The 25,247-nt window shown below is 65.4% G+C and carries 23 protein-coding genes; 18 read left to right on the top strand and 5 right to left on the bottom strand.

Going from position 1 to position 25,247, the window contains the following annotated elements; genetic code table 11:
* Positions 1-274: hypothetical protein (locus HBJ55_RS20875; RefSeq protein WP_240936227.1), on the top strand; the 274-nt coding region annotated here is incomplete at its 5' end.
* Positions 275-293: 19 nt separating this feature from the next.
* Here HBJ55_RS20875 and HBJ55_RS20870 read toward each other — a convergent pair.
* Positions 294-719, bottom strand: coding sequence for a DUF721 domain-containing protein (locus HBJ55_RS20870; RefSeq protein ID WP_240936226.1), 426 nt, complete (start codon positions 717-719; stop codon positions 294-296).
* Positions 720-817: 98 nt separating this feature from the next.
* Between HBJ55_RS20870 and HBJ55_RS22325 the strand changes: the two genes are divergently transcribed.
* The 4 genes from HBJ55_RS22325 (at position 818) to HBJ55_RS20850 (ending at position 6,330) form a co-directional block, all read left to right on the top strand.
* A complete protein-coding gene (locus tag HBJ55_RS22325; protein WP_206022795.1) occupies positions 818-1,186 on the top strand; it encodes a hypothetical protein in 369 nt (122 codons plus the stop codon).
* Positions 1,187-1,270: 84 nt separating this feature from the next.
* Positions 1,271-4,012 carry a preprotein translocase subunit SecA gene (gene secA, locus HBJ55_RS20860; protein ID WP_167119761.1) on the top strand — a complete coding sequence of 914 codons (2,742 nt, stop codon included), beginning with the start codon at positions 1,271-1,273 and terminating at the stop codon, positions 4,010-4,012.
* Positions 4,013-4,046: 34 nt separating this feature from the next.
* On the top strand, positions 4,047-5,276 hold the full coding sequence (gene argJ / locus HBJ55_RS20855) for a bifunctional glutamate N-acetyltransferase/amino-acid acetyltransferase ArgJ (protein ID WP_167119758.1): 1,230 nt from the start codon (positions 4,047-4,049) through the stop codon (positions 5,274-5,276).
* A gap of 94 nt (positions 5,277-5,370) precedes the next feature.
* Positions 5,371-6,330, top strand: coding sequence for a Nudix family hydrolase (locus HBJ55_RS20850; RefSeq protein WP_167119755.1), 960 nt, complete (start codon positions 5,371-5,373; stop codon positions 6,328-6,330).
* 317 nt (positions 6,331-6,647) lie between these two features.
* On the opposite strand, the gene HBJ55_RS20845 is transcribed toward HBJ55_RS20850, so the two are convergent.
* Together HBJ55_RS20845 and HBJ55_RS20840 are read right to left on the bottom strand one after the other, a co-directional pair.
* Positions 6,648-7,550 (bottom strand): carbon-nitrogen hydrolase, encoded by a 903-nt coding sequence (locus tag HBJ55_RS20845; RefSeq protein ID WP_167119752.1) that lies wholly within the window; start codon positions 7,548-7,550, stop codon positions 6,648-6,650.
* Positions 7,547-8,608, bottom strand: coding sequence for an agmatine deiminase family protein (locus HBJ55_RS20840; RefSeq protein ID WP_167119749.1), 1,062 nt, complete (start codon positions 8,606-8,608; stop codon positions 7,547-7,549). Before HBJ55_RS20840 ends, HBJ55_RS20845 begins: the two co-directional genes overlap by 4 nt.
* 163 nt (positions 8,609-8,771) lie before the next feature.
* On the opposite strand from HBJ55_RS20840, the gene HBJ55_RS20835 reads away from it, so the two are divergent.
* Both HBJ55_RS20835 and HBJ55_RS20830 read left to right on the top strand, forming a co-directional pair.
* Positions 8,772-10,013, top strand: a complete 1,242-nt coding sequence (locus HBJ55_RS20835; RefSeq protein WP_167119746.1) for a lipoprotein-releasing ABC transporter permease subunit — start codon at positions 8,772-8,774, stop codon at positions 10,011-10,013.
* Complete coding sequence (locus tag HBJ55_RS20830) at positions 10,006-10,740, top strand: ABC transporter ATP-binding protein (protein WP_167119743.1); 735 nt, start codon at positions 10,006-10,008, stop codon at positions 10,738-10,740. The genes HBJ55_RS20835 and HBJ55_RS20830 overlap by 8 nt, the downstream gene beginning before the upstream one ends.
* Before the next feature lie 61 nt (positions 10,741-10,801).
* Here the strand turns inward: HBJ55_RS20830 and HBJ55_RS20825 are convergent, their stop codons facing one another.
* Positions 10,802-11,341 (bottom strand): DUF2062 domain-containing protein, encoded by a 540-nt coding sequence (locus HBJ55_RS20825; protein ID WP_167119739.1) that lies wholly within the window; start codon positions 11,339-11,341, stop codon positions 10,802-10,804.
* 141 nt (positions 11,342-11,482) lie between these two features.
* Here HBJ55_RS20825 and HBJ55_RS20820 point away from each other — a divergent pair, with 141 nt between their 5' ends.
* The 9 genes from HBJ55_RS20820 to murB all read left to right on the top strand — a co-directional run bounded on the left by HBJ55_RS20820 (position 11,483) and on the right by murB (position 20,198).
* The gene (locus HBJ55_RS20820; RefSeq protein WP_167119736.1) at positions 11,483-13,762 is read left to right on the top strand and encodes a DNA internalization-related competence protein ComEC/Rec2; all 2,280 of its coding nucleotides are present in this window, start codon (positions 11,483-11,485) and stop codon (positions 13,760-13,762) included.
* 33 nt (positions 13,763-13,795) lie between these two features.
* Positions 13,796-14,464, top strand: a complete 669-nt coding sequence (locus tag HBJ55_RS20815) for a MotA/TolQ/ExbB proton channel family protein (RefSeq protein WP_206022794.1) — start codon at positions 13,796-13,798, stop codon at positions 14,462-14,464.
* The gene (locus tag HBJ55_RS20810; RefSeq protein WP_167119730.1) at positions 14,461-14,889 is read left to right on the top strand and encodes a biopolymer transporter ExbD; all 429 of its coding nucleotides are present in this window, start codon (positions 14,461-14,463) and stop codon (positions 14,887-14,889) included. Before HBJ55_RS20815 ends, HBJ55_RS20810 begins: the two co-directional genes overlap by 4 nt.
* Positions 14,886-16,643, top strand: a complete 1,758-nt coding sequence (msbA, locus tag HBJ55_RS20805) for a lipid A export permease/ATP-binding protein MsbA (protein WP_167119727.1) — start codon at positions 14,886-14,888, stop codon at positions 16,641-16,643. Before HBJ55_RS20810 ends, msbA begins: the two co-directional genes overlap by 4 nt.
* Positions 16,640-17,650 (top strand): tetraacyldisaccharide 4'-kinase, encoded by a 1,011-nt coding sequence (lpxK, locus tag HBJ55_RS20800; protein WP_167119722.1) that lies wholly within the window; start codon positions 16,640-16,642, stop codon positions 17,648-17,650. Before msbA ends, lpxK begins: the two co-directional genes overlap by 4 nt.
* Before the next feature lie 67 nt (positions 17,651-17,717).
* Positions 17,718-17,927 carry a Trm112 family protein gene (locus HBJ55_RS20795; RefSeq protein ID WP_167119719.1) on the top strand — a complete coding sequence of 70 codons (210 nt, stop codon included), beginning with the start codon at positions 17,718-17,720 and terminating at the stop codon, positions 17,925-17,927.
* Positions 17,927-18,700: a 3-deoxy-manno-octulosonate cytidylyltransferase gene (gene kdsB / locus HBJ55_RS20790; RefSeq protein WP_167119716.1), complete on the top strand. Its 774-nt coding sequence runs from the start codon at positions 17,927-17,929 to the stop codon at positions 18,698-18,700. The genes HBJ55_RS20795 and kdsB overlap by 1 nt, the downstream gene beginning before the upstream one ends.
* Positions 18,701-18,714: 14 nt before the next feature.
* Positions 18,715-19,194, top strand: a complete 480-nt coding sequence (locus HBJ55_RS20785) for a low molecular weight protein-tyrosine-phosphatase (protein WP_167119713.1) — start codon at positions 18,715-18,717, stop codon at positions 19,192-19,194.
* Complete coding sequence (gene murB, locus HBJ55_RS20780) at positions 19,191-20,198, top strand: UDP-N-acetylmuramate dehydrogenase (protein ID WP_167119710.1); 1,008 nt, start codon at positions 19,191-19,193, stop codon at positions 20,196-20,198. The genes HBJ55_RS20785 and murB overlap by 4 nt, the downstream gene beginning before the upstream one ends.
* A gap of 93 nt (positions 20,199-20,291) precedes the next feature.
* Here the strand turns inward: murB and rne are convergent, their stop codons facing one another.
* The gene (rne, locus tag HBJ55_RS20775; RefSeq protein WP_167119707.1) at positions 20,292-23,039 is read right to left on the bottom strand and encodes a ribonuclease E; all 2,748 of its coding nucleotides are present in this window, start codon (positions 23,037-23,039) and stop codon (positions 20,292-20,294) included.
* Between the two features lie 565 nt (positions 23,040-23,604).
* Here rne and HBJ55_RS20770 point away from each other — a divergent pair.
* Both HBJ55_RS20770 and HBJ55_RS20765 read left to right on the top strand, forming a co-directional pair.
* Positions 23,605-24,552: an RluA family pseudouridine synthase gene (locus HBJ55_RS20770; protein WP_167119704.1), complete on the top strand. Its 948-nt coding sequence runs from the start codon at positions 23,605-23,607 to the stop codon at positions 24,550-24,552.
* 37 nt (positions 24,553-24,589) lie between these two features.
* The gene (locus tag HBJ55_RS20765; RefSeq protein ID WP_167119701.1) at positions 24,590-25,240 is read left to right on the top strand and encodes an HAD family hydrolase; all 651 of its coding nucleotides are present in this window, start codon (positions 24,590-24,592) and stop codon (positions 25,238-25,240) included.
* The last annotated feature ends 7 nt before the right edge of the window (positions 25,241-25,247 follow it).

Below are 25,247 nucleotides of genomic sequence, written 5' to 3'. Positions count from 1 at the left end.
CAGGGAGGACACGATGGCCGTCAAGCAGGTGGAGAAGAAAGAACTGCGGGCTCAGGTAGGGCGCTGCATGTTCGGCGAGCGTGTGGTCGTCGAACGCGAAGGCAAGCGCTTCTCGGCGCGTATCCAGCACATTGGGGTCACTGGCGTGAAAGTCGTACCCGAGACGATGCTGATGGAGCATGAAGGAGAGCCCGGCGACATCAACGGTGTTACCGTCTCCTATGACGATATTCGCGAAGTCGAGGTGGACGGTACCACCTACCGTCTGGCGTGATCATTCGCAGCAAGCAGCGCTAATCGCCGCGCTCCGCGTGAGAGGCGAGTCGTTCCAGGGCGCGCTTGAGCCGCGGGTCTTCGACATCGGCGGCACAAGCCGAGATCTCGTCGGCGGCCGGCGCTGGCAGCGTTCGGATCTGGCGTGGCGGCACCTTGAGCGGACGCACGGGACGGACCTTCAGGCTGAAGCCGGTGACCGCGGCGAATTCCGGCAACTGGTGTAGCAGTTCGAGCAGGCGCGGCTGCTCGTAGCGCAGCCAGGTCAGCCATACCGCACGGTCGGTGAGCAGGGCCAGCTTGCCGTCGTGGTAACCTCCCACGAACAGGTGTTCGCGCACCTCTTCCGGAAGGTGCTCGCGCAGGTGCTGTTGTGCCCGGGCGATCAGCCTTGCCGTGCGCATCAATGGCGCCAGTTCCCCGTTGCCTCCCAGTAGCCGAGACATGGGCTGTGCTCGTGAGCGCTTAACCTTTATACTCATGGGCTTGTTTTCTCATCCGAACCAACACGCCAAGCCTAGCACGCTCGGAGATCAGCGACAGCATGACCGCCCAGCCACAGGATCGTAGCGTCGCCAGCCCATCGGCTGTGTCGACCCGCTGTCGACAGCGGTCGCGCTGGTGGCTGGCCGGCTTGTTGGTGGGCTGTCTGTTGCCGGCTGGTCTGAGCCAGGCGGAAACGCTGCGTCTGGCCGAGCGGGTGGTGCAGACCTGTATTCTCGCTCCGACCTTGATGCGCGCCCGCTGTCGTCACGTGGCCCGCCGCCGCGCCTTGCCGCATTGGCCGCGGCGGCGCCCGGCGATCATGACGAAGCGTGTCGTTCCACCGCGCTTGATGCCACCGCGTCGCTGGGCCGCCGCCCATGACGTCCTTTCTCGCCGTGGTCCTCCCCACCTGTCGTGTTGCTCGTAAGCCAACGAATGCTGCCGGTGGCGGCTGGCCAGGCGCCAGTCTTGCACACTGCCGGTTAACCGCGATACGCAGAATGGACGTTCCATGATCAATACTTTGTTACGCAAGGTCGTCGGCTCCAAGAACGACCGTGAAGTCAAGCGCATGCAGCGCCAGGTGGCACAGGTAAGCGCGCTGGAACCACAGTTCGAGGCACTCGACGATGCCGCCCTTCAGGCGCGTACCGAGGAGTTCCGCGAGCGGCTGAAGGCGGGTGAAAGCCTCGATGCCCTGCTGCCCGAGGCATTCGCCACGGTGCGTGAGGCCAGCAAGCGTGTAATGGGCATGCGCCACTTCGACGTGCAGATGATCGGTGGCATGACGTTGCACCGCGGGCGAATCGCCGAAATGAAGACCGGCGAGGGCAAGACCCTGGTAGCCACTCTGGCGGTTTATCTCAACGCCCTGCCGGGCAATGGCGTGCACGTGGTAACCGTGAACGACTACCTGGCACGCCGCGATGCCGAGTGGATGCGTCCGCTATACGAGTTCCTGGGTCTCTCCGTGGGCGTCATCTTCTCCGGGCAGACCTCCGAGGAGAAGCGTGCCGCCTACGCCTGCGACATTACCTATGGCACCAACAACGAGTATGGCTTCGACTACCTGCGCGACAACATGGCCTTCTCACTGGAAGACAAGGTCCAGCGCGACCTGAGCTTCGCCATCGTCGACGAGGTGGACTCGATCCTGATCGATGAGGCGCGTACGCCGCTGATAATTTCCGGTGCCGTGGATGAGAACACCGAGCTCTACAAGGTGGTCGACCGCCTGGCCACGCAGCTGGAGAAGGGCGAGGTCTCCGAAGACGACGACGCTCCCGTCAGCGGCGACTTCGTGCTCGAAGAGAAGCACAAGCAGGTCGAAATCACCGAGGCCGGCCACCACAAGGTCGAGGAGCTGATGCGTGCCGAGGGGCTGCTGGGCCCGGAGGACTCGCTCTATGCCGCCCAGAATCTCAACCTGCTGCACCACATGCACTCGGCGCTGCGTGCCCGCCACCTGTACCACCGCGACGTCGACTACATCGTCGCCAACAACCAGGTGGTGATCGTCGACGAGCACACCGGCCGCACCATGCCGGGGCGGCGCTGGTCCGAAGGCTTGCACCAGGCGGTGGAGGCCAAGGAGGGCGTGCCGGTACAGCGCGAGAGCCAGACGCTGGCCTCGACCACCTTCCAGAACTACTTCCGCCTCTATGACAAGCTGGCCGGCATGACCGGCACCGCCGATACCGAGGCCTTCGAGTTCCGCCAGATCTATGGCCTGGACGTGATTGTCATCCCCACCAACCGGCCGTTGGTGCGCCGCGATCTCAACGACCTGGTCTACCTGACGGCAGAGGAGAAGTTCGAAGCGATCATCAACGACGTCAAGGTCGAGACCGAGGCCGGACGTCCGGTGCTGGTGGGTACCGCTTCCATCGAGACCTCGGAGTACCTGGCGGGGTTGATGAAGCAGGCGGGGCTCAATTTCAACGTACTCAACGCCAAGCAGCACCAGAGCGAGGCCGAGATCATTGCCCAGGCCGGGCGCCCCGGTGCCATCACCATTGCCACCAACATGGCCGGTCGTGGCACCGACATCGTGCTGGGTGGCAACTGGGAGGCCGAGGCGGCCAAGCTCGAAAACCCCACCGAGGAGCAGATCGAGAAGCTGCGCGAGGAGTGGCGGGTGCGCCACGAGACGGTGCTGGAGGCCGGTGGCCTGCACGTGGTCGGCTCCGAGCGCCATGAATCCCGCCGCATCGACAACCAGTTGCGCGGCCGTGCCGGCCGCCAAGGCGATCCGGGCTCGACGCGCTTCTTCCTTTCCATGGAAGACAGCCTGATGCGCCTGTTCGGTTCCGACCGGGTGCAGCGCATGATGAAGGCGCTGGGCCTCGAGCGCGGCGAGGCGATCGAGCACAAGATGGTCACCAACGCCGTGGAGCGCGCGCAGAAGAAGGTCGAGAGCCGCAACTTCGACATTCGCAAGCAGTTGCTCGAGTACGATGACGTGGCCAACGACCAGCGACGCGTGATTTACGAACAGCGCAATGAGATCCTGGCCGCCGAGGATGTCTCTGCGAACGTGCTGGGCATCCGCGACGAGGTGCTCGACCTCGCCATCAGCGAGTTCGTGCCGCCGCAGAGCTTGCCGGAGCAGTGGGACCTGGCCGGCCTGCAGGAGCACCTGAAGACCGAGTTCAACCTCGAAGCCCCGGTGCTGGAGTGGTCCGAATCGGACGAGCGTTTCCACGAAGAGCAGCTGCGCGAGCGCCTGCACGAGATGCATCGAGGCATCTATCAGGAGAAGGTCGACATTGCCGGCGCCGAGCTGATGCGCCGCTTCGAGAAACAGATCATGCTGCAGGTGCTCGACACGCGCTGGAAGGAGCATCTGCAGTCCATGGATCACCTGCGTCGCGGTATTCACCTGCGCGGATACGCTCAGAAGAACCCCAAGCAGGAGTACAAGCGTGAGGCGTTTGAGCTATTCCAGACCCTGCTGACCAATATCAAGGCCGATATCACCCGTATCACCAGCCACGTGCATGTGCGCCGGCCGGAGGAGGTCGATGAGCTCGAGCGTCAGCGGCGTGAGGCGCTGGAGCGCGAGAAGGCGACCGCCGCGAGTCGTCACGATGCCCCGGAACTCACCGAGAGCGAGGCGTCGAGCGCTCCCGCGCCGGCCGCCGCGGCCGATGGCCGGCCCGTGCGCCGCGAAGGGCCCAAGGTGGGGCGCAACGATCCCTGCCCGTGTGGATCGGGGAAGAAGTACAAGCAGTGCTGCGGTCAGCTGAGCTGACTGGTCGCACTAAACGTTTGAGGAGTGATTTGCCATGGCTGTGGGTGAGACACGTTTTCCGGCCATGCCGGTTATCGAAGGGCTGCGTCTGGGTACCGCCATGGCCGGCATCAAGAAGCCGGAGCGGCGCGACCTGGTGGTGATCGAGATCCCCCAGGGCGCCCGAGTCGCGGGCAGCTTCACCCGCAACGCCTTCTGCGCTGCACCCGTCACGGTGGCCAAGGCCAATCTGGCCGCTTGTCAGGCGCGCGGCGAAGGCGCTCGCCTGCTGGTGATCAATACCGGCAATGCCAACGCCGGTACCGGCGAGGTTGGCCTGCGCGATGCCCATGCGACCTGTACGGAACTTGCTCGGCTCGCCGGCGTGCCGGAGGATAGCGTACTGCCGTTCTCCACCGGCGTGATCGGCGAGCCGCTGCCCATGGAGCGGTTGTTGGGCGGCTTGCCGTCGGCGCTGGAGTCGCTGGGTGCCGACGACGAGGCGTGGCAACAGGCGGGGGAGGGTATCCTGACCACCGATACTCGAGCCAAGGGCGCCAGCGTCACGCTGACGATAGGCGATGGCGCGGTGACCATCAACGGCATCAGCAAGGGCTCGGGCATGATCAAGCCCAACATGGCGACCATGCTGGCCTTCGTGGCGACCGATGCCGCCATCGAACAAACCCTGCTCGACTCGCTGCTGCGCGAGACGGTGGATCGTTCGTTCAACTGCATCACCGTGGACGGCGACACCTCGACCAACGACGCCTGCGTGCTGATCGCCACCGGGCGTGGCGCCGAGGTGGTCAGCGATGAGCAGGTCGCCGTGTTCCGCGACGGGCTGCAGCGGGTCATGACCGAGTTGGCCCAGGCGATCATTCGCGACGGTGAGGGTGCCACCAAGTTCGTTACGCTGCAGGTGTCCGAGGCGGCGAGCCGCGAAGAAGCATTGGACGTCGCCTTTACCGTGGCGCACTCGCCGCTGGTCAAGACGGCGCTGTTCGCTTCCGACGCCAACTGGGGGCGCATCCTGGCGGCGGTGGGGCGCGCCCCGGTGAGTGATTTCGATGTCGAGCGGGTGACTATCGATCTCGGGGACGTGAGGCTGGTCGAGAATGGCGGCCGGGCTGCCGGCTACACCGAAGAGGACGGCAGCCGGGTAATGCGCGAGGAAGAGATTACTATCCGTATCGCGCTGGGACGGGGCGAAGAGGGGGCTACGGTCTGGACGTCGGATCTGTCCCACGATTACGTCAGCATCAACGCCGATTATCGCAGCTAGGCTCTCCCTGCCAGGCTGGGGCCACGAGGCAAGAACATCACCCCTGCGCCGCTCGTGACGGCGCGGGACAAGCGGGTAGGAGTCAATGGACGTAATGGTGAAGAGAAGGGTGCACGTGGCGGCTGCCGCCATCATCAGCAGCGATGGCCAGAAGGCGCTGATTGCCCGCCGCCCCTCCAACGTCGATCATGGTGGGCTGTGGGAGTTTCCGGGTGGCAAGCTGGCGCCCTACGAGACCGGATTGGAAGGCCTCAAGCGCGAACTTCACGAGGAACTCGGGGTGGAGATCAGGCGCGCTCAGCCGCTGATTCGCATCCATCATGAGTACCCTGACAAACACATTCTGCTCGATGTCTGGCAGGTGCATGAGTTCAGCGGCGAGCCGTTCGGGCGTGAGGGACAGGCGGTGCGCTGGGTGCCGCTCGACGAGTTGGTCAACTACCCGTTCCCGGCGGCCAACCTGCCGATCCTGCAGGCGGTGATGCTGCCGACCGAGTACCTGATCACTGCCGAGGAGGCCGACGAGGATATCTTTGACGCCTGCCTGGAGCGGGCGCTGGTGGAAGATCGCGTGCGTCTGGTGCAACTGCGCGCCAAGAACCTCGACGAGGCCGTCTATCTGGCACGTGCCGAGCGGGCCCTGGCGCTCTGCCGTCAGCACGGCGCGCAACTGTTGCTCAATGCCGATCCTGCCCTGCTGGAGAAGGTCGATGCCGATGGCGTTCACCTCACCAGCGAGCGGTTGATGAGTCTCGAGCGCCGGCCCATCGCCGAAGACAAGTGGCTTTCAGCCTCGACCCACGACCATCGTCAGCTCGGCCAGGCGGCCCGCATCGGCTGCGACTTCGTCACCCTGTCGCCGCTGCGCACCACGCCATCGCATCCCGAGGTGGCACCGATGGGCTGGCACGATTTCCAGCAGTTGGTAGAGCGCGCCGCCATGCCGGTGTTCGCATTGGGCGGCATGACCCGCTTCGACGCCAACCACGCCCGCGCCGTGGGCGCCCAGGGCATCGCCTCGATCCGCGATTTCTGGAAAGCGCCGGACGCCTGAGCTCGTCTGTAAATAGAAAAGACCACCGCAAGCCTCTGCAGCGGTAGGCTTTTCTTTATCAGCCCGACCCGATAAGCCTCTGTGGCCTATCTCCGCGGCTGATCTGGCGACAGGCCTTTGAGGAGGCGCTGTAGACCCTTCCCTGGGCGCTACTTTTGCCCTGCTTCGCTCTCGCATCCTGCTCCGCTTGCAGGACCGGTGCTGGCCATCCATGGCCAGCCCGTTCGGAGCGATGCTCCTCACCCATGGCAAAAGACCTCCTCTCCGGCCTGCCCCCAGCGCCGCTTACGCTGGCACGTGTTTCACGGCAGGATGACTCAATCCCTATAACGTCGGGTCAGGTCGCCATAGGCGTCGATGCGGCGGTCGCGCAGGTAGGGCCAGATGCGCCGTACGTCCTCGCCACGGCTCATGTCGAGGGTCACCAGCAGGCGCTCGGCCTGGGTGCCGCCGTGAGCCAGCAGCTCGCCCTGGGGGCCGGCGACGAAGCTGCCGCCCCAGAAGTCGATGCCCTCGCCGATGCCGGAGTGATCCGGCTCGTGGCCGACGCGGTTGGCCACGATCACAGGCAGCCCATTGGCTACTGCGTGGCTGCGCTGGATCAGCGTCCAGGCCTCCTTCTGGCGCGATTTCTCCGCATCGTCGTCGGAGGGGCTCCAGCCAATGGCGGTGGGGTAGAGCAATACTTCGGCACCCGCCAGTGCCATCAGTCGCGCCGCTTCCGGATACCACTGGTCCCAGCACACCAGCAGCCCCAGCCGGCCCACCGAGGTGTCGATGGGCTGAAAGCCCTGTTTGCGGCTGTCATCCTGATCGCCCGGTGCGAAGTAGAACTTCTCGTAGAAGCCCGGGTCGTCGGGGATGTGCATCTTGCGGTAGACGCCCACCTGGCCGCGGTCGCGGTCGTAGACCACCGCGGTGTTGTGATAGAGCCCCGGCGCGCGGCGTTCGAACAGCGAGCCCACCAGCACGATGCCGAGCTCGGCGGCCAGGGCAGCGAGGCGCTGACCGGTGGGGCCGTCCAGCGGCTCGGCCAGGTCGAACAGCTCGGTGGCCTCGTATTGGCAAAAGTAGTGCGTGGCATGTAGCTCCTGGAGTAGTACCAGCTCGGCACCGGCGGCGGCCAGCTCGCGTACGCCGGCTTCGCTCTCGGCCAGGCTGCGCTCCTTGTCCGGCCAGGCGGGTTGCTGGACCAGGCCGACCTTCAGGGTGCGGGTCATGAGGTTTCTCCTTGCTGTGTAGCGGCGTTCAGGCTGCCCCGGGGGAGCTGCATGGTCAGACAGTGCAGGCTGCCGTGCTGGCGAATCACGCTGAGGCAGTCGATCGGTACGATGTCCCGGCCGGGAAAGGCATCGGCCAGGGCGGCGAGCGCCCGACTGTCGGCGGCATCGCCATAGACCGGCACCAGCACCGCGGAGTTCACGATCAGGAAATTGGCATAAGTGGCCGGCAGCCGATGCCCATCCATCGGGTCAAAGCAGGGGCGCGGCCAGGGCAGTGGCACCAGGCGATAGGGCTCGCCGTCGGCGCGGCGAAACGCCTTGAGCTCGGCCTCCATGGCGGCCAGGGCCGGGTAGTGCGGGTCGGCTTCATCGTCGCAGCGCACATAGGCGATGGTCGTTGGGTCGCAGAAGCGCGCCAGGGTGTCAACATGGCTGTCGGTATCGTCGCCTTCAAGATGCCCGTTGGCCAGCCACAGTATCCGCTCGACGCCGAAATCGGCCTTTAATAGTGCTTCCACTGCGGCACGGTCCAGCTCAGGATTGCGGTTGGGGTTGAGCAGGCAGGCTTCGGTGGTGAGCAGGGTGCCTTCGCCGTCGGTATCGATGGCGCCGCCTTCGAGGATGATGTCGCGACTCACCACCGGACAAGCGTAGGCGCCCGCTTCGGCCAGGTGCCGGGTCAGGCGATTGTCGCGCCCGGCCTCGAACTTGCCGCCCCAGCCGGTAAAAACGTAGTCGAGCAGCACGGGTTTGCCGTCGCGTTCGATGGCGATGGGGCCATGGTCGCGGGTCCAGGTGTCATCGGCTTCGGCTACTACGAACTGCAGGCGTGCAGGGTCGACCCCCAGGTTGGCGAAGCGGCGTGCGAGATGGTTTCGGGTGGCGGCATTGGGCACCGCGATCAGCACGTGCTGATCGTGGGCGATGGCGACCACCATCGCTTCCATGGTGGCCTCGATGCGCTCGAGCAAAGGTGCCCAGTCGCTGGTCGGACTGGGCCAGGTGAGCTGAACGGCATCCTGCGGGTGCCATTCGGGAAGCAGGCGATTGGCCATGAACGAAGCCTCTTGAGTCGCGTCTTAAGACGGTGCCGGGAAGAGAGTCGGCGAAATGTAGGCGTGCGCCGGCAATCTTGCAAGCATTGGGCAATCCACACGCAGCCGATGCAGCGCAGCGGAAAAAAACGTACCATGGCCACCTCTGACAAGGAACGCGATGATGCTCGACCGCCTGCCACTGCTGATAGGGTTGCGTTATGTGCGCGCCAAGCGCCGCAACCATTTCATTTCCTTTATATCCCTGACCTCCATGCTGGGCCTGATGCTGGGCGTGGCGGTACTGATCCTGGTGCTTTCGGTGATGAACGGCTTCGACCACGAGCTGCGCACCCGCATTCTCGGTATGGTGCCGCATACCAAGATCGAGTCGCCCAGCGGCCTGGTCGAGTGGGAAGCATTGGCCGAACAGCTGATGCAGCGCGAGCGGGTGATCGGTGCCGCGCCCTACGTCGAGCAGCAGGGCATGTTTTCGGTGAGTGGGCGCAACGAGGGCGCCATGGTCAACGGCATTCATCCCGAGTGGGAGGATCGCGTCTCGATCATCGGTCGCCACATGCGTCAGGGCAGTCTCGACGACCTGCAGCCAGGCGAGTGGAACGTCGTACTGGGCTCTCTGCTGGCGCGCCATCTCGGGGTCGGCGTGGGTGACCGCGTCACGCTGTTGGTGCCCGAGGCATCGATTACACCCGCCGGTGTCTTCCCGCGCCTCAAGCGCTTCACGGTGAGCGGCATCTTCAGCGTCGGCGCCGATCTTGATGCCAACCTGGCTTACGCCAACATCGAGGACATGCAGACCCTGGCCCGTCTGGGCGACGCCGTGGGTGGGCTGCGCCTGGAGCTTGACGACCTGTTCGCCGCCGGGGCCGAGACGCGCGCCATCGTCAACCAGCTGGGCAGCGGTTATCGCGGTATCGACTGGACCTACTCACATGGCAACCTGTTTCAGGCGATCCAGATGGAGAAGCGCATGATTGCGCTACTGCTCACCGTGATCATCGCCGTGGCCGCCTTCAACATCGTCTCGACCCTGGTGATGGTAGTAACCGACAAGCACGCCGATATCGCCATACTGCGTACCATTGGCGCCACACCGCGCTCGATCATGGGCATTTTCGTGGTCCAGGGCTTGGCGATCGGCATCATCGGCATTGCCATTGGCGTGGGGCTCGGCATCCTGCTGGCATTGACCGTTTCCGATCTGATCGGCTGGGTGGAGTCGACCCTTGGTATCCAATTCCTCGACGCCGGTGTCTATTTCATCAGTGACCTCCCGTCACGCCTGCATTGGGACGACGTGCGAGACATCATTGCCGCCGCCTTCGGCCTGACCTTCCTGTCCACTCTCTATCCGGCCTGGCGCGCCTCGCGCGTGCAGCCCGCGGAGGTACTGCGCTATGAGTGATTTGGCCACCGCGAACCAGGGGGATCTCACTCAGCGCACGGCCAGCGGCAGGGTAATGCTGGCTTGCCGTGACCTGACTCGTATCTATCGCGAGGGGCCCCAGGACGTCACCGTGCTCGATGGCCTCTCGCTCGAGGTGTGCGCCGGGGAGCGGGTCGCCGTGGTGGGCAGTTCAGGGTCGGGCAAGACCACGTTGCTCAACCTGCTGGGAGGGTTGGACCGCCCGACACGCGGCGAAGTGGCGATCGCCGGCGAATCCCTGCTCGACCTGGGCGAGGCGGCGCTGGGGAAGTTCCGCAATCGCCATATCGGCTTCGTCTACCAGTTTCACCATCTGCTGGCCGAATTCACCGCGCTGGAAAACGCAGCGCTGCCGCTGATCATCCGCGGACAGCGCAAGAAGACCGCTGAGGCGCGGGCTCGCGACCTGCTGGTCAAGGTGGGTATCGGGCACCGGGCCGACCACAAGCCGGGTGAACTCTCGGGTGGCGAGCGACAGCGCGTGGCCATCGCACGAGCACTGGTCACCGACCCCAGCCTGGTATTGATGGACGAGCCAACCGGCAACCTCGACCAGAGCACCGCAGCCAGTATCCTGGCCCTGATGGACGAGCTGGCACGTACTACCGAATGTGCCTTCGTCGTGGTGACCCACGACCCTTCACTCGCCGCTCACCAGGATCGAGTGATGAGGTTGGATGGGGGGCGTCTCAGCGAGCAGACCTGAATCCTGTTCTGCCGAGATGCCTTCGACTCACTTTCCTTTCAGTGCCCCTTGTCCAAGGGGCTCAATCGTTCATTTCGCGACGTCTCTGGCGACGCTTCGTGGTGCGTTGTTTCCAACTGCGCGAGATATGCCAGCGCCATGCCAGGCGTACCAGCAGGTTCGCCAGAAGGGCCAGTACGATGGCCGTTGCTACCGAGCCCAACGCCACGGCGGGCAGAATCTCGGCGGTGCGTTCGGCGATCCAGCGGGTCGAGACGCGGGTGGGCGCCTCCCGCGCCGGGGTATCCATCAGCCAGGCGCCGATCCGGTAGTTGCCATAGAAAACCAGCGGCATGGTCAAGGGGTTGGTGATCCACACCAGGCCCACGGAGAGCGGCAGGTTGCAGCGCAGGAGCCAGGCGCCGAAGGCTGCGACCACCATCTGGCAGGGGATCGGCAGCATGGCACTGAACAGGCCCACGGAGAAGGCGTTGGCCACGGTGCGCCGGGTGAGCACCCAGAGCCCGGGGTCGCCGATCATACGACTCATGAAGCGCAGCGAACGCTGACGCCTGAGCGTCTCGGGGTTGGGCATGTAGCGCTGCAGGAATCGCCGCGGCATGTCGGGTTGGCTCGCTGCTTCGGGACCCGGGTATTATCCATGTATGCAAGGAGGCTCGCCATGCTGGGGGCGGAATGTGGCTCAACGGAGTGAATCGGGCCTGGGGCTGGGGAAGAAGGGGGCGAGGGAGTGCGACTGGGTATGGCAATGCCGCTGGCGCTGGCAGCGCTGGTCGGCGTGGGGTTGGGACGCTGGGCGCCGTCAGGGCTGTTCGAAGCCTGGTCGTTGTGCCTGCTGTTTCTGGTTGCGCGAGGCGAATGGCGGGCTGTCGCCCTGGGGGCGGTCATTGCCTTCGCGGCGTCCCAGGTATTGCTGGCCCAGGGTGCTGTGCTGCCCGACGGGTTGCTGCGAGCCGATCTCGCCCTGGAGGGGCGCATCGAATCCGTCGAAAAGGAGGGGCGTCTCAGCCGCTTGATGGTGCGCGTCGATGCGTGCCGGCCATGGGACTCCGCCAGGCTGCCGTGCGATTCCCTGCGTCGGGTGCGGCTGAGCTACTTCGAGGCGCCCGAGATCGAGCCGGGAGAGCGCTGGGCCATGACCGTGCGGTTGAGGCCGCCGGCGGGTTTCGCCAACCCCGGTACCTTCGATTATGGCGCCTGGCTCTGGCGCGAGGGGATCCAGGCCACCGGCTACGTGCGCAGCGAGCCCGCCGCCGAGCGGCTGGCGGCGGCGCCGACGTCGTTGCGCCAGCGGGCGCTCGGCTACCTCGACGAACGGCAGCTCTCCCCGCAGACCCGGCGCTGGCTGGCCGCCCTGACCCTAGGGGCGAGCGAGCGGCTCGGGCGCGACGACTGGGATCTGCTCAACGCCAGCGGCACGACCCATCTGGTGGTGATCTCCGGTCTGCACGTGGGGCTGGTGGCGACCTTCGTGCTGCTGGCTTCCCGCGCTCTGGCTCGGCTGGTCGTGCCGCGCCGCTGGCGAATGGCGGTATGGCCATGGTGGCTGTCGGGTGTCGCGGCCGTCGGCTACGCCTGGCTGGCGGGGCTGCAGCCACCGGCCATGCGCGCCATGATCATGACGCTGGTGGGGCTATGGGTGGCCAGCGGGCGGCATGCCCCCGGCCCGTGGCAGGCGTGGTGGCTGGCCCTGGGGCTGGTGGTACTGCTCGACCCTCTGTCGGCGTGGCGCCCGGGGCTGTGGCTGTCGTTCCTGGCCGTGGCGCTGCTGATCCTGATCTGGCAGGGACGCCCAAGGCCGCGGGGCGTGTCCGGCTGGGGTTGGGGGCTGGTGCGTACTCAGTTGCTGCTGGCTCCGCTGATGGCGGCCGCCGTACTGCTGGCATTCGCCAGGCTGGCCCCGGCGGCGCCGTTGGTCAACCTGGTGGCGGTGCCGCTGGTTAGCCTCCTGCTGGTGCCGCTCGGTCTGCTGGGCTGGCTGCTCGCGCCCCTTCCATACCTGGGCGACTGGTGTTGGTGGCTCTTCGAGTACGCCGCCCGGCTGCTGGTAGGGTTGCTGGAGCTGGCCGTGGAGCGCCTGCCGCTGTGGTGGCCCTCGCCGGAGCAGGTCTTGCCGCTGGCCCTCATGCTCGGCCTCGTGGCACTGCTGTGGGCGCTTCCCGGCCTGACCAAGGCATTGCGCCTTGGGGCTGCGTTGTTGCTGATGCCGGCCATGCTGGGGCTGACGGCACCTCTACCCGAGCCAGGCGTCCTGCGGGTGAGAGTGCAGGACGTCGGCCAGGGCCAACTGATCGAGCTGAGCAGTGCCAATTACCGTCTGCTCTACGATAGCGGACCCAGCTTCGCCTCGGGTTTCGCTCCGTTGAGTTCGCTGTGGCCGGCGGGGCAACACTTCGAGGAGGTGATGGTGAGCCACGGTGACCTCGATCATGCCGGTGGTGTTGCCGTGTTGGCCGCGGAGCATACGGTAGGAAGGTTCCTGGCACCGCCCGGCGAAGCCATCGGGGTATCCTTCGAGAGCTGCCGGCGCGGACAAGCCTGGCAGCGGGATGGTGTGGCCTATCGGGTGCTCTGGCCGCCCGAGGAGACAGAGCAGCTTTCAAGCAATGATCGCTCCTGTGTGTTGGAAGTGACGGCTGGCAGCGATCGCTTGTTGATTACCGGTGACGTCGGGCGCGAGATCGAGCGTATGTTCCTGCTCGACGTGGAGCTGCCGGTCACGCTACTGGTGGCAGGGCATCATGGTAGCCACACCAGCTCGGGGCCGCAGCTGGTGCAGTGGGTAATGCCGCGGCACGTGATCTACAGTGTTGCCCGACACAGCGCCTTCGGACACCCCCACGACGAAGTGGTGCGACGCTTTCGCCGCGCCGGCAGTTGTCAATGGAGCACTGCCCTGGATGGTGCCGTGACCTTCTGGCTGGGCCGCGAAGAGCAGGTGTCGTTGCATGCCGAGCGTGACATGCGCTGGCGCCGCGGCAGTGTCGAAGGCAGGTGCCATGCGGTAGAATCGCGCCAATGATCGCGACGGTCGTTGCGTGAAGAGGGGAAACCGATGGACATGATGGATGCGCTCATCGCTGGCGGCTGGCTGATGATTCCGCTGCTGGGATGTTCGCTATTGGCGACGGTGATCATCATCGAACGTCTCTGGACCCTGCGTGCCAAGCGCATCGCGCCTTACGGTCTGGGCCAGGAAGTCTGCTCGTTGGTGGCACGCGGCCAGGTCAACCTCTACTGGCTCGAGGGCCATTCGCCGCTGGGTGGCGTGCTGGCTGCCGGGTTGCGCAATGCGCGGCTGGGTCACGAGCAGGTCAGGGCGCGGCTGCAGGAGGCCGCTACCGCTGTCATCCACGACATGGAGCGCTTTCTGAGCCCCTTGGGCACCATTGCCGCCATAACCCCGCTGATCGGTCTTCTGGGCACCGTAGTAGGCATGATCGAAGTATTCGCGGTGATCGTATCCGCCGACGGTGCCGGGCGTACCGCCGAACTGGCCGGTGGCATTTCGCGCGCCCTGGTCACTACCGCAGCGGGCCTCACCGTGGCGATCCCGGCGCTGATGTTTCACCGCTACTTCCAGCGTCGGGTCGAGGATATCACCGTGCGTATGGAGGAGCAGGCAGGCCAGGTGGTGGAATTCCTCGCCCATTACCGTGGCGAGCTGGGCTTCAGCGAACAGCGTGAGGCAGAGCGTCCGTCTGCGGAGGCCCGGGGCTCGTGAAGTTCACTCGCCGCCGGCGTGATCCGGTGGAGGTCAACCTCACGCCGCTCATCGATGTGGTCTTCCTGTTGTTGATCTTCTTCATGGTATCGACCACTTTCGAGACCCGCCAGGCGCTCGAGCTCACGCTTCCCGAGAGTGCTGCCGGAGTCGACCTCGAGGTCTCGCCGGTCACACTGGTGGTGAACGAGCAGGGGCGTTACCGGCTGGGCGAGCGTGAACTGGCCGCCAACGAGCTTGGCGAGGCACTGGCTGCCGAGGCCGACCAGGCCAGACTGCACGGGCTGGTGGTCGAGGCCGATGCCCGGGCGGTGCATGCCGACGTGGTGCGAGCACTCGACCAGGCGGGGTTGCTCGGCATCCGTCAAGTTCGCATCGCCACCCGCGAAACACAGGCAACATCCACGCAAGCGGAGACACCGTGACTCAAGACCGGACCCAATACTCGGGCTGGGCCCTTTACAAGCAGCTGCTGGCCTACGTGAAGCCACACTGGATCTCCTTTTCCCTGGCGATCGTCGGCTACGCGCTCTATGCGGCCTCCAGTACGGCCCTGGCCGAAATGATGAAGCGCCTGATCGACGGCATTCAGGACCCCGATGCCTCCTTTCGTCTCTTCCTGCCGCTGTTCGTAGTGTTCATGTTCGCGGTCAGGGGGTTGGGTACGTTCCTTGGCACCTATTTCATGAGCAACGTGGCACGCAACGTGGTTCATGCCCTGCGCTGCAACGTGTTCAACCACATGCTGCATCTCCCGGGAAGATTCTTCGACTCCCACTCCAGCGGTCATCTGATCTCGCGGGTCACCTACCACGTGGAGCAGGTTACCGGGGCGGCGACCAACGCCATCACGATCCTGCTGCGGGAAGGACTGTTCGTGCTCGGTCTGTTGACCTACCTGCTGTGGACCAACTGGATGCTGACCTTGTTGTTCCTCGCCGTGACGCCGCTGATCGGCGGCGTAGTGAGCTATGCCAGCAAGCGTTTTCGGCGCATCTCACAGCGCATTCAGAGTTCCATGGGCGACGTCACCCATGTGGCCTCCGAGGCCCTCACCGGCTATCGGGTGGTGCGCACCCACGGCGCCGAGGCCTTTGAGAAAGCGCGCTTCGCCCGGGCCAGCGATTACAACCGCCAACAAAAGATGAAGGAAGCGCTGACCAAGGCGATCAGCACGCCGGTGATCCAACTGATGATCGCCGTATCGCTGGCCATACTGGTGTGGCTGGCGATGTCGCCCGCGCTGCTGGCAGACATGACGCCCGGCGAGTTCGTCGCCTTCATCACCGCCGCATCGCTGATGGCCAAGCCGGTGCGTCAGCTCACCGAGATCAACAGCGAGATCCAGAAGGGGATCGCCGCGGCCGGGGAGCTGTTCGGCCTGATGCGGGTGCCAACCGAGCCCGATGAGGGCACTCGCGAACCCGAACGACTGCGTGGCAAGGTCGAGCTGCGCGGGGTGCATTTCCGCTACGGTGACGATCAACCCGAGGTCCTCAAGGACATCAATGCGATCATCGAGCCCGGCGAGATGGTTGCCATCGTGGGGCGCTCGGGCAGCGGCAAGTCGACCCTGGCCGGGTTGCTGCCACGCTTCTATCGCCCCACCGCCGGCCAGGTGCTGATCGACGACGTGCCAATCGACGAATACCGCCTGGCACCGTTGCGCCGTCAGATTGCGCTGGTGTCGCAGCAGGTGACCCTGTTCAACGCCAGCGTGGCCGACAACATCGCCTATGGCGTACCGCAGGCCGAGCGCAGCAGCATCGAGGCGGCGGCGAAGGCTGCCTATGCCCATGAGTTCATCGAGCGGCTGCCTAACGGCTACGACTCCATCGTCGGCGACAACGGTGTGATGCTCTCCGGTGGTCAGCGTCAGCGCCTCGCCATTGCCCGGGCGATCTTCAAGGACTCGCCGATGCTGGTGCTCGACGAGGCCACTTCGGCGCTGGATACCGAATCGGAGCGCTATATTCAGCAGGCGCTCGAGGTAGTCTGCCGTGGGCGGACCACGCTGGTCATCGCCCATCGCCTCTCCACTATCGAGCGAGCCGACCGCATCGTTGTCATGGAGCAGGGCCGGATCGTCGAGCAGGGCAGCCATGCCGAATTGTTGGCGCAAAATGGCGCCTATGCGGCGCTGCATCGGCTGCAGTTCCAGGAAGCCTCGGTGCCATGAGTCATGGCCTGGGCGAGCGATGGTTGCAGGCGGCCTATGGCGATGCCGCCTGGCTCAAGGCGTTGCGCCCGCTCGAGTTGGTGTATCGCTGGGCCATGGCACGGCGTGCGGCGGCCTACCGTGACGGTCGCCGCACGGTGTGGCGAGCCCCGGTACCGGTGATCGTGGTCGGCAACGTAACCCTGGGTGGGACGGGCAAGTCTCCTCTGGTGGCTTGGCTTGCCCGTCACCTGACGGAACGCGGCTGGCGGCCTGGCATCGTGTCGCGGGGGTATGGCGGTAAGGCGGGGCAGGGCGCAGACTATCCTTTGCATGTCACGACACGGACACCGATCGCCCAGAGCGGTGATGAGCCGCGCATGCTGGCGCGCCAGACCGGCCTGCCGGTGGTGGTCGACCCCGACCGACCGCGTGGAGCGCGGGCGCTGCTCGAGCGGGGCTGCGACATCCTGCTCAGTGACGATGGCTTGCAGCATCTGGCACTGGGGCGCGATGTCGAACTGGTGGTCGTGGACGGTCGCCGTGGCTTCGGCAATCGACGTTGCCTGCCGGCGGGCCCGCTGCGTGAGCCCTTGTCGCGCCTGAGTGAGGTGGACGCCGTGCTGGTCAATGGTGAAACGATCCTCGCGCTGCCCGAGGGAACCCATACCTTTCGCTTGGCTCCGGTGCGCTGGCGCTCATTGGCGGACGGTGCGAGCTTTCCTCTGGATCCGCTGCCTTTTCGGGGACCGGTGCACGCGGTGGCGGGGATCGGCAATCCCGGGCGTTTCTTTGCCACCCTGGACGACCTGGGCGTAGCAGCAAGCGCGCATGCCTTCGCCGATCACCATCGCTTTTCGCCGCAGGACCTGGCCTTCAACGACGATCTGCCGGTGATAATGACGGCCAAGGATGCCGAGAAGTGCGATGCCATGACTCTTGCGAAGGGATGGGTACTCGAGGTCGAAGCCGAGCCGTCGGCGGACTTCGTCGCCTGGCTGGACAGTCGGCTGGCAGGGCTGCGATAACCGTATGGTCGAAAGGGTGAGAGCATGAAACTCGTGGACGGAACTCGTGGACGATAGAGGTGAGACGATGGACAAGGAATTGCTGGCCATGCTGGTCTGCCCGCTGTGCAAGGGCAAGCTCAAGTACGACCGCAAGGCCCAGGAGCTGTTGTGCCACTACGATGGCCTGGCCTATCCGGTGCGCGACGGCATTCCGGTCATGCTGCCCGAAGAGGCGCGCCGGATGGAGGTCGACGAGAAGCTGCCGGCTTCGCCCGGTCGTACCGGAGAGGCGTGATGGCGCAGGATAACGCCTTCATCGCGGTGATTCCGGCACGTTTTGGCTCTTCGCGGCTGCCGGGCAAGCCGCTGCTCGACATTGCCGGTGAGCCCATGGTGGCGCATGTTTGGCGACGCGCTGGCGAAAGCGCAGCCAGTCGCGTGGTGGTGGCCACCGACGATGCACGTATACGCGACGCCATGCTGCCGCTGGGGGCCGAGGTGGTCATGACCCGCGCCGACCATCCCTCCGGCACCGACCGTCTGGCCGAGGTCGCCGATCATCTTGGGCTCGCCGACGATGCCGTGCTGGTCAACGTCCAGGGCGACGAACCGCTGATACCGCCGCGCTTGATCGACCAGGTCGCCATGCGGCTGCATGACGACCCCGGCGCCTCCATCGCGACCCTTGCCGAGCCTATCGCCGACGTCGAGACGTTGTTCAATCCCAACGTGGTCAAGGTGGTGCGGGCACTTTCCGGCCGTGCTCTCTATTTCTCGCGCGCCCCTATTCCCTGGGACCGCGACTCGTTCGCCACGCGCCCCGAATGGCTCGAAACCGATGCTTGGTTACGCCATATCGGACTCTACGCCTACCGCGCCGCTTTCCTGGCGGAGTATCGCGACTGGAGCCCCTCGGCGCTGGAGCAACTAGAGCAGCTGGAGCAGCTCCGGGCGCTGCACCACGGCCATGCCATCCAGGTGGCCCTGGCTGCCGAGCCCAATCCGGCCGGTGTCGACACGTTCGAGGACCTGGAGCGTGTCAGGGCCTTGCTGACCGAGAATTCGTAAGCAGGAGGAGACTCATGCGCGTTCTGTTCGTCTGCCTCGGCAATATCTGTCGTTCACCCACCGCCGAAGGCGTGTTTCGTCGGGAGCTCGAGTCGGCAGGGCTGGCGCATCGTGTCGAGGTCGATTCGTGCGGCATCGGTGACTGGCACGTGGGCAATCCGCCGGACCCGCGCTCCGCGGAGGCCGCTCGTCGACGCGGTATCGACTTGAGCGAGGTTCGCGCGCGCCAACTATCGGCCGAGGATTTCCACCGCTTCGATTACCTTCTGGCCATGGATCACGACAACCTGGCGGCGCTGCGCCAGCAGTGTCCCGAGGCGTGTCAGGCCCACATCGGCCTTTTTCTCGACTTTGCCGGTCAGGTCGACCGCCCGGTACCCGACCCCTACTACGGTGGCGAACGGGGCTTCGAGGAGGTGCTGGATCTGATCGAGTCCGCTTCCCGCGGCCTGGTCGAGGATATCACCCGGCGGCTCGAGGGGGCGCGGCATTGAGCGATGCCACTCTGGCCGATCATGATCTGAGCTCGGCCAATACCCTGGGATTACCCTGCCTTGCCGAACGTTTCGCCGCGCCGTCGGCCATCGGGCCGCTGCGCCGGCTGCTGCGCCAGGCAGCCGAGCGGGATTGGACCCTGACCATCCTCGGCGGAGGCAGCAATCTGATCCTGCCCGAGCGGTTGTCGGGGCTGGTGCTCAAACCGGCGCTGCGCCACTGGTGGCTGGAGCGACAGGGCAGCCGCGTTCTGGTACACGTCGGAGCGGGGGTCGAATGGCATGCGTTGGTCATGGCGTTGGCCGGCCGCGGGCTATGGGGCACGGAGAACCTGGCGCTGATTCCGGGTTTCTGCGGCGCCGCGCCGATCCAGAACATCGGCGCCTATGGTGTCGAGCTATGCGAAGTGCTCGAGGCGGTCCAGGTGCTGTTCGTGGAGGATGGCCGCAGTGCCGTACTCACCCCCGAGGAGTGTGTCTTCGGCTATCGCGACAGCATCTTCAAGGGCGAGCTGGAGGGCAGGGTAGTCATTACCGGCTTGACGCTGCGCCTGTCCCGGGTGGCATCACCGCGCCTGGCGTATGGCGACCTGGCCCAGCGGGTAGGACCGTGCCCAGGCCCGCTCGAGGTGGCCGAGGCGGTATGCGCCATTCGCCGCGAGAAGCTGCCCGACCCGGCAGAGCTTGGCAATGCCGGCAGCTTCTTCAAGAATCCCATCGTCGAATCGGAGCGGGCCGCCGAACTGCTGGCGTCATGGCCCGCGATGCCGCATTTCGAACTGCCGGATGGGCGTGTCAAGCTGGCTGCCGGCTGGTTGATCGATCAATGCGGCCTCAAAGGTTGGCGTAGCGGCCATTTCGGTGTGCATGACCGCCAGGCTCTGGTGCTGGTTCACTTTGGCGGAGGCAGCGCCGCAGAGCTACTGGCCTTTGCCGATCGCGTGGTTGGGCAGGTTCAGGCACGCTTCGGCGTAATGTTGGAACGCGAACCCAGGCTGGCTTGAGTCCATCGCAAGCGAAGCCGCTCGGCAATCACCCATTTCGCCAAAGAAAATGGCCCGCGCAGTGCGCGGGCCATTCGCTGGCGGCGTGGCTTGTCAGCCCTGTTTGCCTTTATGCGCTTCCTGCTCACGTCGACGGATCTCGCGCGGGTCATTATGCGCGCGGCGGCGTCGACGAGCGGCTGCAGGCGTCTCTTCGATGGCAGGTTTTTCCTCTGGCTCGGGCGCCTCGGCCTTGGTCTGTTCCGGCTGCTCGGCCTTGACCGGTTCGGCGGGCTTCTCCGCCGGCTTGGGCGCGTCGACCTTGGCCTGATCCGCCTTCGGCTGCTCGGCCTTGACCGGTTCGGCGGGCTTCTCCGCCGGCTTGGGCGCGTCGACCTTGGCCTGATCCGGCTTGGGCTGCTCGGCCTTGACCGGCTCGGCGGGCTTCTCCACCGGCTTGGGCTGCTCGGCCTTGATCGGCTCTGCGGGCTTCTCTACCGGCTTGGGCTGCTCGGCCTTGACCGGTTCGGCAGGCTTCTCAGCCGGCTTGGCTTGTTCGGTCTTGGCCTGGTCGGTGGCGAGATTCGCCTGCTCGCTTGCTTGCAGTCGCTTCTGCTCGGCTTCGGCCTGCGGATTGATGGCGTGCTGGCGTGAGCGGTTGCGCGGGTTGTTGCGCGTACGCTTGGGCTTGCCATCATCGGCTCTGGCCGGCTCGGCCGCTTGCTCGGCGGGTTTTTCCTGGGGCTCGGCCTTCTGGCGACGTGGAGCTTCGTCACGGCTGCGAGGCTTGTTGCCTTGACGTCCTTCCTCGCTAGCCTGGGGCTTGTCGGCACGCGCCTGGTTGCGACCGCGACCGCCGCGTCCTTCGCTGCGGCCTTCAACACGCCCTTCACTGCGGCCAGTTGCGTTGTCCTGGCGCGCCTCCTGGCGTGAGTCGCTGCGGGCGCTTTCCTGCTGGCGAGCCTGGCCGCGCTGGCTGCGGTTGTCATCCTGAGCGTCGCCACGCGAGCGACGCCGCTGGCGACCGTTGCGCTCGCCACGCTCTTCCTCGCTGCTGCGAGACTGGGGAGGTGTGACCGGCTTGCGGGGCTCCGCCGAAGTGGATGTATCGCTCTCGGCGCCGCCGAGCAACTTGCTGACGCCCTTCAGCAGGCGACCGAGTACGCCAGCAGCCGGGGCCGCACCAGTGGGGGGGGCAGTCGGGGTGGTGGCTGCGGGCTGCGGGGCCGGTTCCTGTTGCAGGGAGGCCGGGGCCGGTTCGTTGTGGATCACCGTCTTGACGGCCGCCTCGGTGCGGGCGACCGGCTTGGCGATGCTGGTGTCCGGCTCCTTGCCGATCTCGGTATCTACCGACAGCTCGAAGCTGGACTTGTCCTGCTCGCCTTCCTCCTCGATATGGTCGTCGCGCAGGCGCTGAACATCGTAGTGCGGCGTGTCCATGTCGGGATTGGGCAGTACGAGAACGCGCACGCCCTGGCGCTTCTCGATGTCGGCGAGTACCGAGCGCTTCTCGTTGAGCAGGTAAGTGGCTACCGGCACCGGCAGAATGGCGCGGATCTGGGCGCTGCGCTCCTTCATCGCCTCTTCTTCGATCAGGCGCATGATCGACAGCGACAGCGAGCGCACGTCACGGATAGTGCCCTGGCCGTTGCAGCGCGGGCAGACCACGCCGCTGGTTTCGCCCAGCGACGGGCGTAGGCGCTGGCGTGACATTTCCATCAGGCCGAAGCGAGAGATGCGACCGATCTGTACGCGGGCGCGGTCGAGCTTGAGCGCGTCGCGCATGCGATTCTCGACCTCACGCTGGTTGCGCGCCGGGCTCATGTCGATGAAATCGATCACCACCAGGCCGCCGATGTCACGCAGGCGCAACTGGCGGGCGATCTCGTCGGCCGCCTCGAGATTGGTCTGCAGCGCGGTTTCCTCGATGTCGCTGCCACGGGTGGCGCGCGCCGAGTTGATATCGATGGAGACCAGGGCCTCGGTGTGGTCGATGACGATGGAGCCACCGGAGGGCAGTTTCACTTCACGCTCGTAGGCGGTCTCGATCTGGGATTCGATCTGGAAACGCGAGAACAGCGGGACTTCGTCGGCGTAGAGCTTGATCTTCTGCTGGTACGAGGGCATGACCTGGCGAATGAAAGCCAGGGCGCGCTGATGCACCGTCGGATCGTCGATGAGCACCTCGCCGATGTCCTGGCGCAGGTAATCGCGCATGGCACGTATGATAACGTCCGATTCGCGATAGATCAGGAAAGGCGCCTGGCGCTTGCCGGCCTCCTCGGTGATCGACTCCCACACCTGGACCAGGTAATTGAGGTCCCACTGCAGCTCCTCGCTGCTGCGGCCGATACCGGCGGTGCGCACGATCACGCCCATCTTCTCCGGCACCGTGAGCTGGCCCATGGCTTCCTTGAGCTGGGTGCGCTCTTCGCCCTCGATGCGCCGTGAGATACCGCCGGCGCGAGGATTGTTGGGCATCAGCACGAGGAAGCGGCCGGCCAGGCTGATGAAGGTGGTCAGCGCCGCACCCTTGTTGCCGCGCTCCTCCTTGTCGACCTGCACGATGACTTCCTGACCCTCCTTGAGCACCTCCTTGATGCTGGGGCGCCCCGAGGTGTCCTTCAGGAAGTATTCGCGGGAGATCTCCTTGAGAGGGAGGAAGCCGTGACGATCGGCCCCGAAGTCGACGAAGGCGGCTTCGAGGGAGGGTTCGACGCGGGTAATCTTTCCGCGATAGATATTGGCTTTCTTTTGTTCCCTGGCACCCGATTCGATGTCCAGGTCATACAAGCGTTGTCCATCTACCAGCGCGACGCGCAGCTCTTCGGGCTGGGTCGCATTGATGAGCATCCGTTTCATGTTGTCTCGCAAACTGGACGCGCCGGTAGGCTTCGAAGAAGGCGAACCTCTGGGTGCTGCGTGCTTGTGCTCAGCGCATGTCGCGGATGCGCAGTGGCGCCCGATCGTACCGGTACCCGAAACGGGCCCAATACGACATGATCATGTTGAGTACGTGGCGGAGGCAGGACATGTCTCGGTGGGGCTTCTCCCATCCGGCCCTGCTGTCACCGCCAGACACCTGGCATTCATCGATTCGCCAACGCCGGCCACCGGCACGATGTGGAACGATTCCCGTGGCCACCGCTCGCCTGTCACTGTCGCGAGTCGGGTCCGGGCGTGGCGTCACTACTTGTCTACTTTCTTGCGTCTATCACTCGTTGGCGTCGGGACCCATTGTAGGGGTCGTCGCCGCCCGATTTCGTCGCTCCGGCCTGCGTGTCTGTCGTGCAGGCGCCATGGGACCGAAGGGATCCATCCGAGCGAGCTGGCAATATAGCAGTATTGGCAATCGTCAGCAATTGGCGCAGCGCGTCGTCGAGTGCGTTAGAATGCGGCCTCACAACGGATTTTCAGCGGGAGTGTCATGGCCGAGGGGCGCGACGTACAGTGGGTGGAGGTAGGCGATGGCCAGTCGGGCCAGCGGGTCGACAACTTCCTGATAACGCGCCTGAAAGGCGTGCCGCGAACGCTGGTCTACCGCATCGTGCGCAAGGGCGAGGTGCGGGTGAACAAGAAGCGGGTGAAGGCCGACTATCGCCTGCAGGTGGGCGACATGGTGCGGATCCCGCCGCTCAAGCTGGCCCCGCGCGAGGCGGTCAAGCAGGTCAGCGAAGGGTTGCGCAATCTGCTGGCCGGCAGCGTGCTGGTAGAGGGGCCGGGCTGGCTGGTGCTCAACAAGCCGGCCGGCCTTCCGGTACATGGGGGCAGTGGCGTCAAGATCGGTCTCATTGAGGCCTTGCGCCAGGTGCGCGAGGATCTCGATTTTCTCGAGCTGGTCCATCGCCTCGATCGCGATACCTCGGGCTGCCTGCTGTTAGCCAAGTCGCGCCCGGCGCTGCTGACGCTCAACGAGGCGCTCAAGCATCACCAGATGGACAAGCGCTACCTGGCGCTGGTGGCGGGGCGCTGGCCCGCGCGCCGCGAATTCGTCAGTGCCCGTCTCGATCGCTACGATGCCGGTAATGGTGAACGCCGGGTGCGTGTGGATGCGGCCGGCAAGGTGGCTAGAACTCGCTTCGCCGTACGCGAGGCGTTCCCCAAGGCCACGCTGATCGAGGCCGAGCCTGTGACCGGGCGTACCCACCAGATCCGCGTGCATGCCGCCCATGCCGGCTACCCGCTGCTCGGCGACGACAAGTACGGCTCGCGGGAAGGGGCGTCATTGGCCCGCTACCTGGGCCTGTCGCGCCTGTTCCTGCATGCTGAGTCGCTGACCTTTCCGGAGCCCAGCAGCGGGCGCCCGGTACAGATTCGCGCGCCGCTCCCCGAAGAGCTCGAGAAGGTGCTCGAACGAGCCCGAGAGAGCCGCTGAGGTTCGACATGCCACTGGAACTTCGACCGGAGCTGCGATGCGCTATCGACTGGTGATCTTCGACTGGGACGGCACCCTGATGGATTCCGCCGCTCGTATCGTCGCTTGCATGCAGGCGGCGGCGCGCGATGCCGGCTGGGGGCATCTCGAAGACGGCGCCGTGCGCGACATCATAGGCCTGGGACTTCCCGAAGCCATCGACCGGCTGTGCCCAGGCATCGATGCCGAGCGCTTCGAACTGCTGCGCAGCCGTTATGCCCACCATTTCGTCGAGGGCAATAGTACGCCGATGTCATTCTTCGCCGGCGTCGAGGCCGGCGTTGCCGCGCTGCGCGGCCAGCGTGCGAGGCGTCTGGCCGTGGCAACCGGCAAGAGCCGGCGCGGGCTCGACCGGATCTTCCGCGAGAATGGCAGTGGTAGCTGGTTCCATGCCAGCCGTACCGCCGACGAGACCCGCTCCAAGCCGCACCCCCAGATGCTCGAGGAACTGCTGGTCGAACTCGACGTGCCGGTCGAGGAGGCCGTCATGGTGGGCGACACCGAGTACGACCTGGAGATGGCGCGCGCCCTCGGCATGGATCGGGTTGCCGTGACCTGGGGCGTGCATGCCCCCGAGCGGCTGGCGATGAGCCGTCCTGTCTATACTGCCGGGGCGGTTACCGAGCTGTTTGACTGGTTGGATCGATAGAGGCGAA

The organism is Billgrantia bachuensis (assembly GCF_011742165.1).
GTDB classification, from domain to species: domain Bacteria; phylum Pseudomonadota; class Gammaproteobacteria; order Pseudomonadales; family Halomonadaceae; genus Halomonas; species Halomonas bachuensis.
This window is presented reverse-complemented; position numbering and strand designations above follow the sequence as displayed.

Bases quoted from the DNA above. Each gene is read 5' to 3' on its own strand.
- HBJ55_RS20870 (WP_240936226.1), bottom strand. From the start codon at position 719: ATGTCTCGGCTACTGGGAGGCAACGGGGAACTGGCGCCATTGATGCGC.
- HBJ55_RS22325 (WP_206022795.1), top strand. From the start codon at position 818: ATGACCGCCCAGCCACAGGATCGTAGCGTCGCCAGCCCATCGGCTGTG.
- secA (WP_167119761.1), top strand. From the start codon at position 1,271: ATGATCAATACTTTGTTACGCAAGGTCGTCGGCTCCAAGAACGACCGT.
- argJ (WP_167119758.1), top strand. From the start codon at position 4,047: ATGGCTGTGGGTGAGACACGTTTTCCGGCCATGCCGGTTATCGAAGGG.
- HBJ55_RS20850 (WP_167119755.1), top strand. From the start codon at position 5,371: ATGGTGAAGAGAAGGGTGCACGTGGCGGCTGCCGCCATCATCAGCAGC.
- HBJ55_RS20845 (WP_167119752.1), bottom strand. From the start codon at position 7,550: ATGACCCGCACCCTGAAGGTCGGCCTGGTCCAGCAACCCGCCTGGCCG.
- HBJ55_RS20840 (WP_167119749.1), bottom strand. From the start codon at position 8,608: ATGGCCAATCGCCTGCTTCCCGAATGGCACCCGCAGGATGCCGTTCAG.
- HBJ55_RS20835 (WP_167119746.1), top strand. From the start codon at position 8,772: ATGCTCGACCGCCTGCCACTGCTGATAGGGTTGCGTTATGTGCGCGCC.
- HBJ55_RS20830 (WP_167119743.1), top strand. From the start codon at position 10,006: ATGAGTGATTTGGCCACCGCGAACCAGGGGGATCTCACTCAGCGCACG.
- HBJ55_RS20825 (WP_167119739.1), bottom strand. From the start codon at position 11,341: ATGCCGCGGCGATTCCTGCAGCGCTACATGCCCAACCCCGAGACGCTC.
- HBJ55_RS20820 (WP_167119736.1), top strand. From the start codon at position 11,483: ATGGCAATGCCGCTGGCGCTGGCAGCGCTGGTCGGCGTGGGGTTGGGA.
- HBJ55_RS20815 (WP_206022794.1), top strand. From the start codon at position 13,796: ATGGACATGATGGATGCGCTCATCGCTGGCGGCTGGCTGATGATTCCG.
- lpxK (WP_167119722.1), top strand. From the start codon at position 16,640: ATGAGTCATGGCCTGGGCGAGCGATGGTTGCAGGCGGCCTATGGCGAT.
- HBJ55_RS20795 (WP_167119719.1), top strand. From the start codon at position 17,718: ATGGACAAGGAATTGCTGGCCATGCTGGTCTGCCCGCTGTGCAAGGGC.
- kdsB (WP_167119716.1), top strand. From the start codon at position 17,927: ATGGCGCAGGATAACGCCTTCATCGCGGTGATTCCGGCACGTTTTGGC.
- HBJ55_RS20785 (WP_167119713.1), top strand. From the start codon at position 18,715: ATGCGCGTTCTGTTCGTCTGCCTCGGCAATATCTGTCGTTCACCCACC.
- rne (WP_167119707.1), bottom strand. From the start codon at position 23,039: ATGAAACGGATGCTCATCAATGCGACCCAGCCCGAAGAGCTGCGCGTC.
- HBJ55_RS20770 (WP_167119704.1), top strand. From the start codon at position 23,605: ATGGCCGAGGGGCGCGACGTACAGTGGGTGGAGGTAGGCGATGGCCAG.
- HBJ55_RS20765 (WP_167119701.1), top strand. From the start codon at position 24,590: ATGCGCTATCGACTGGTGATCTTCGACTGGGACGGCACCCTGATGGAT.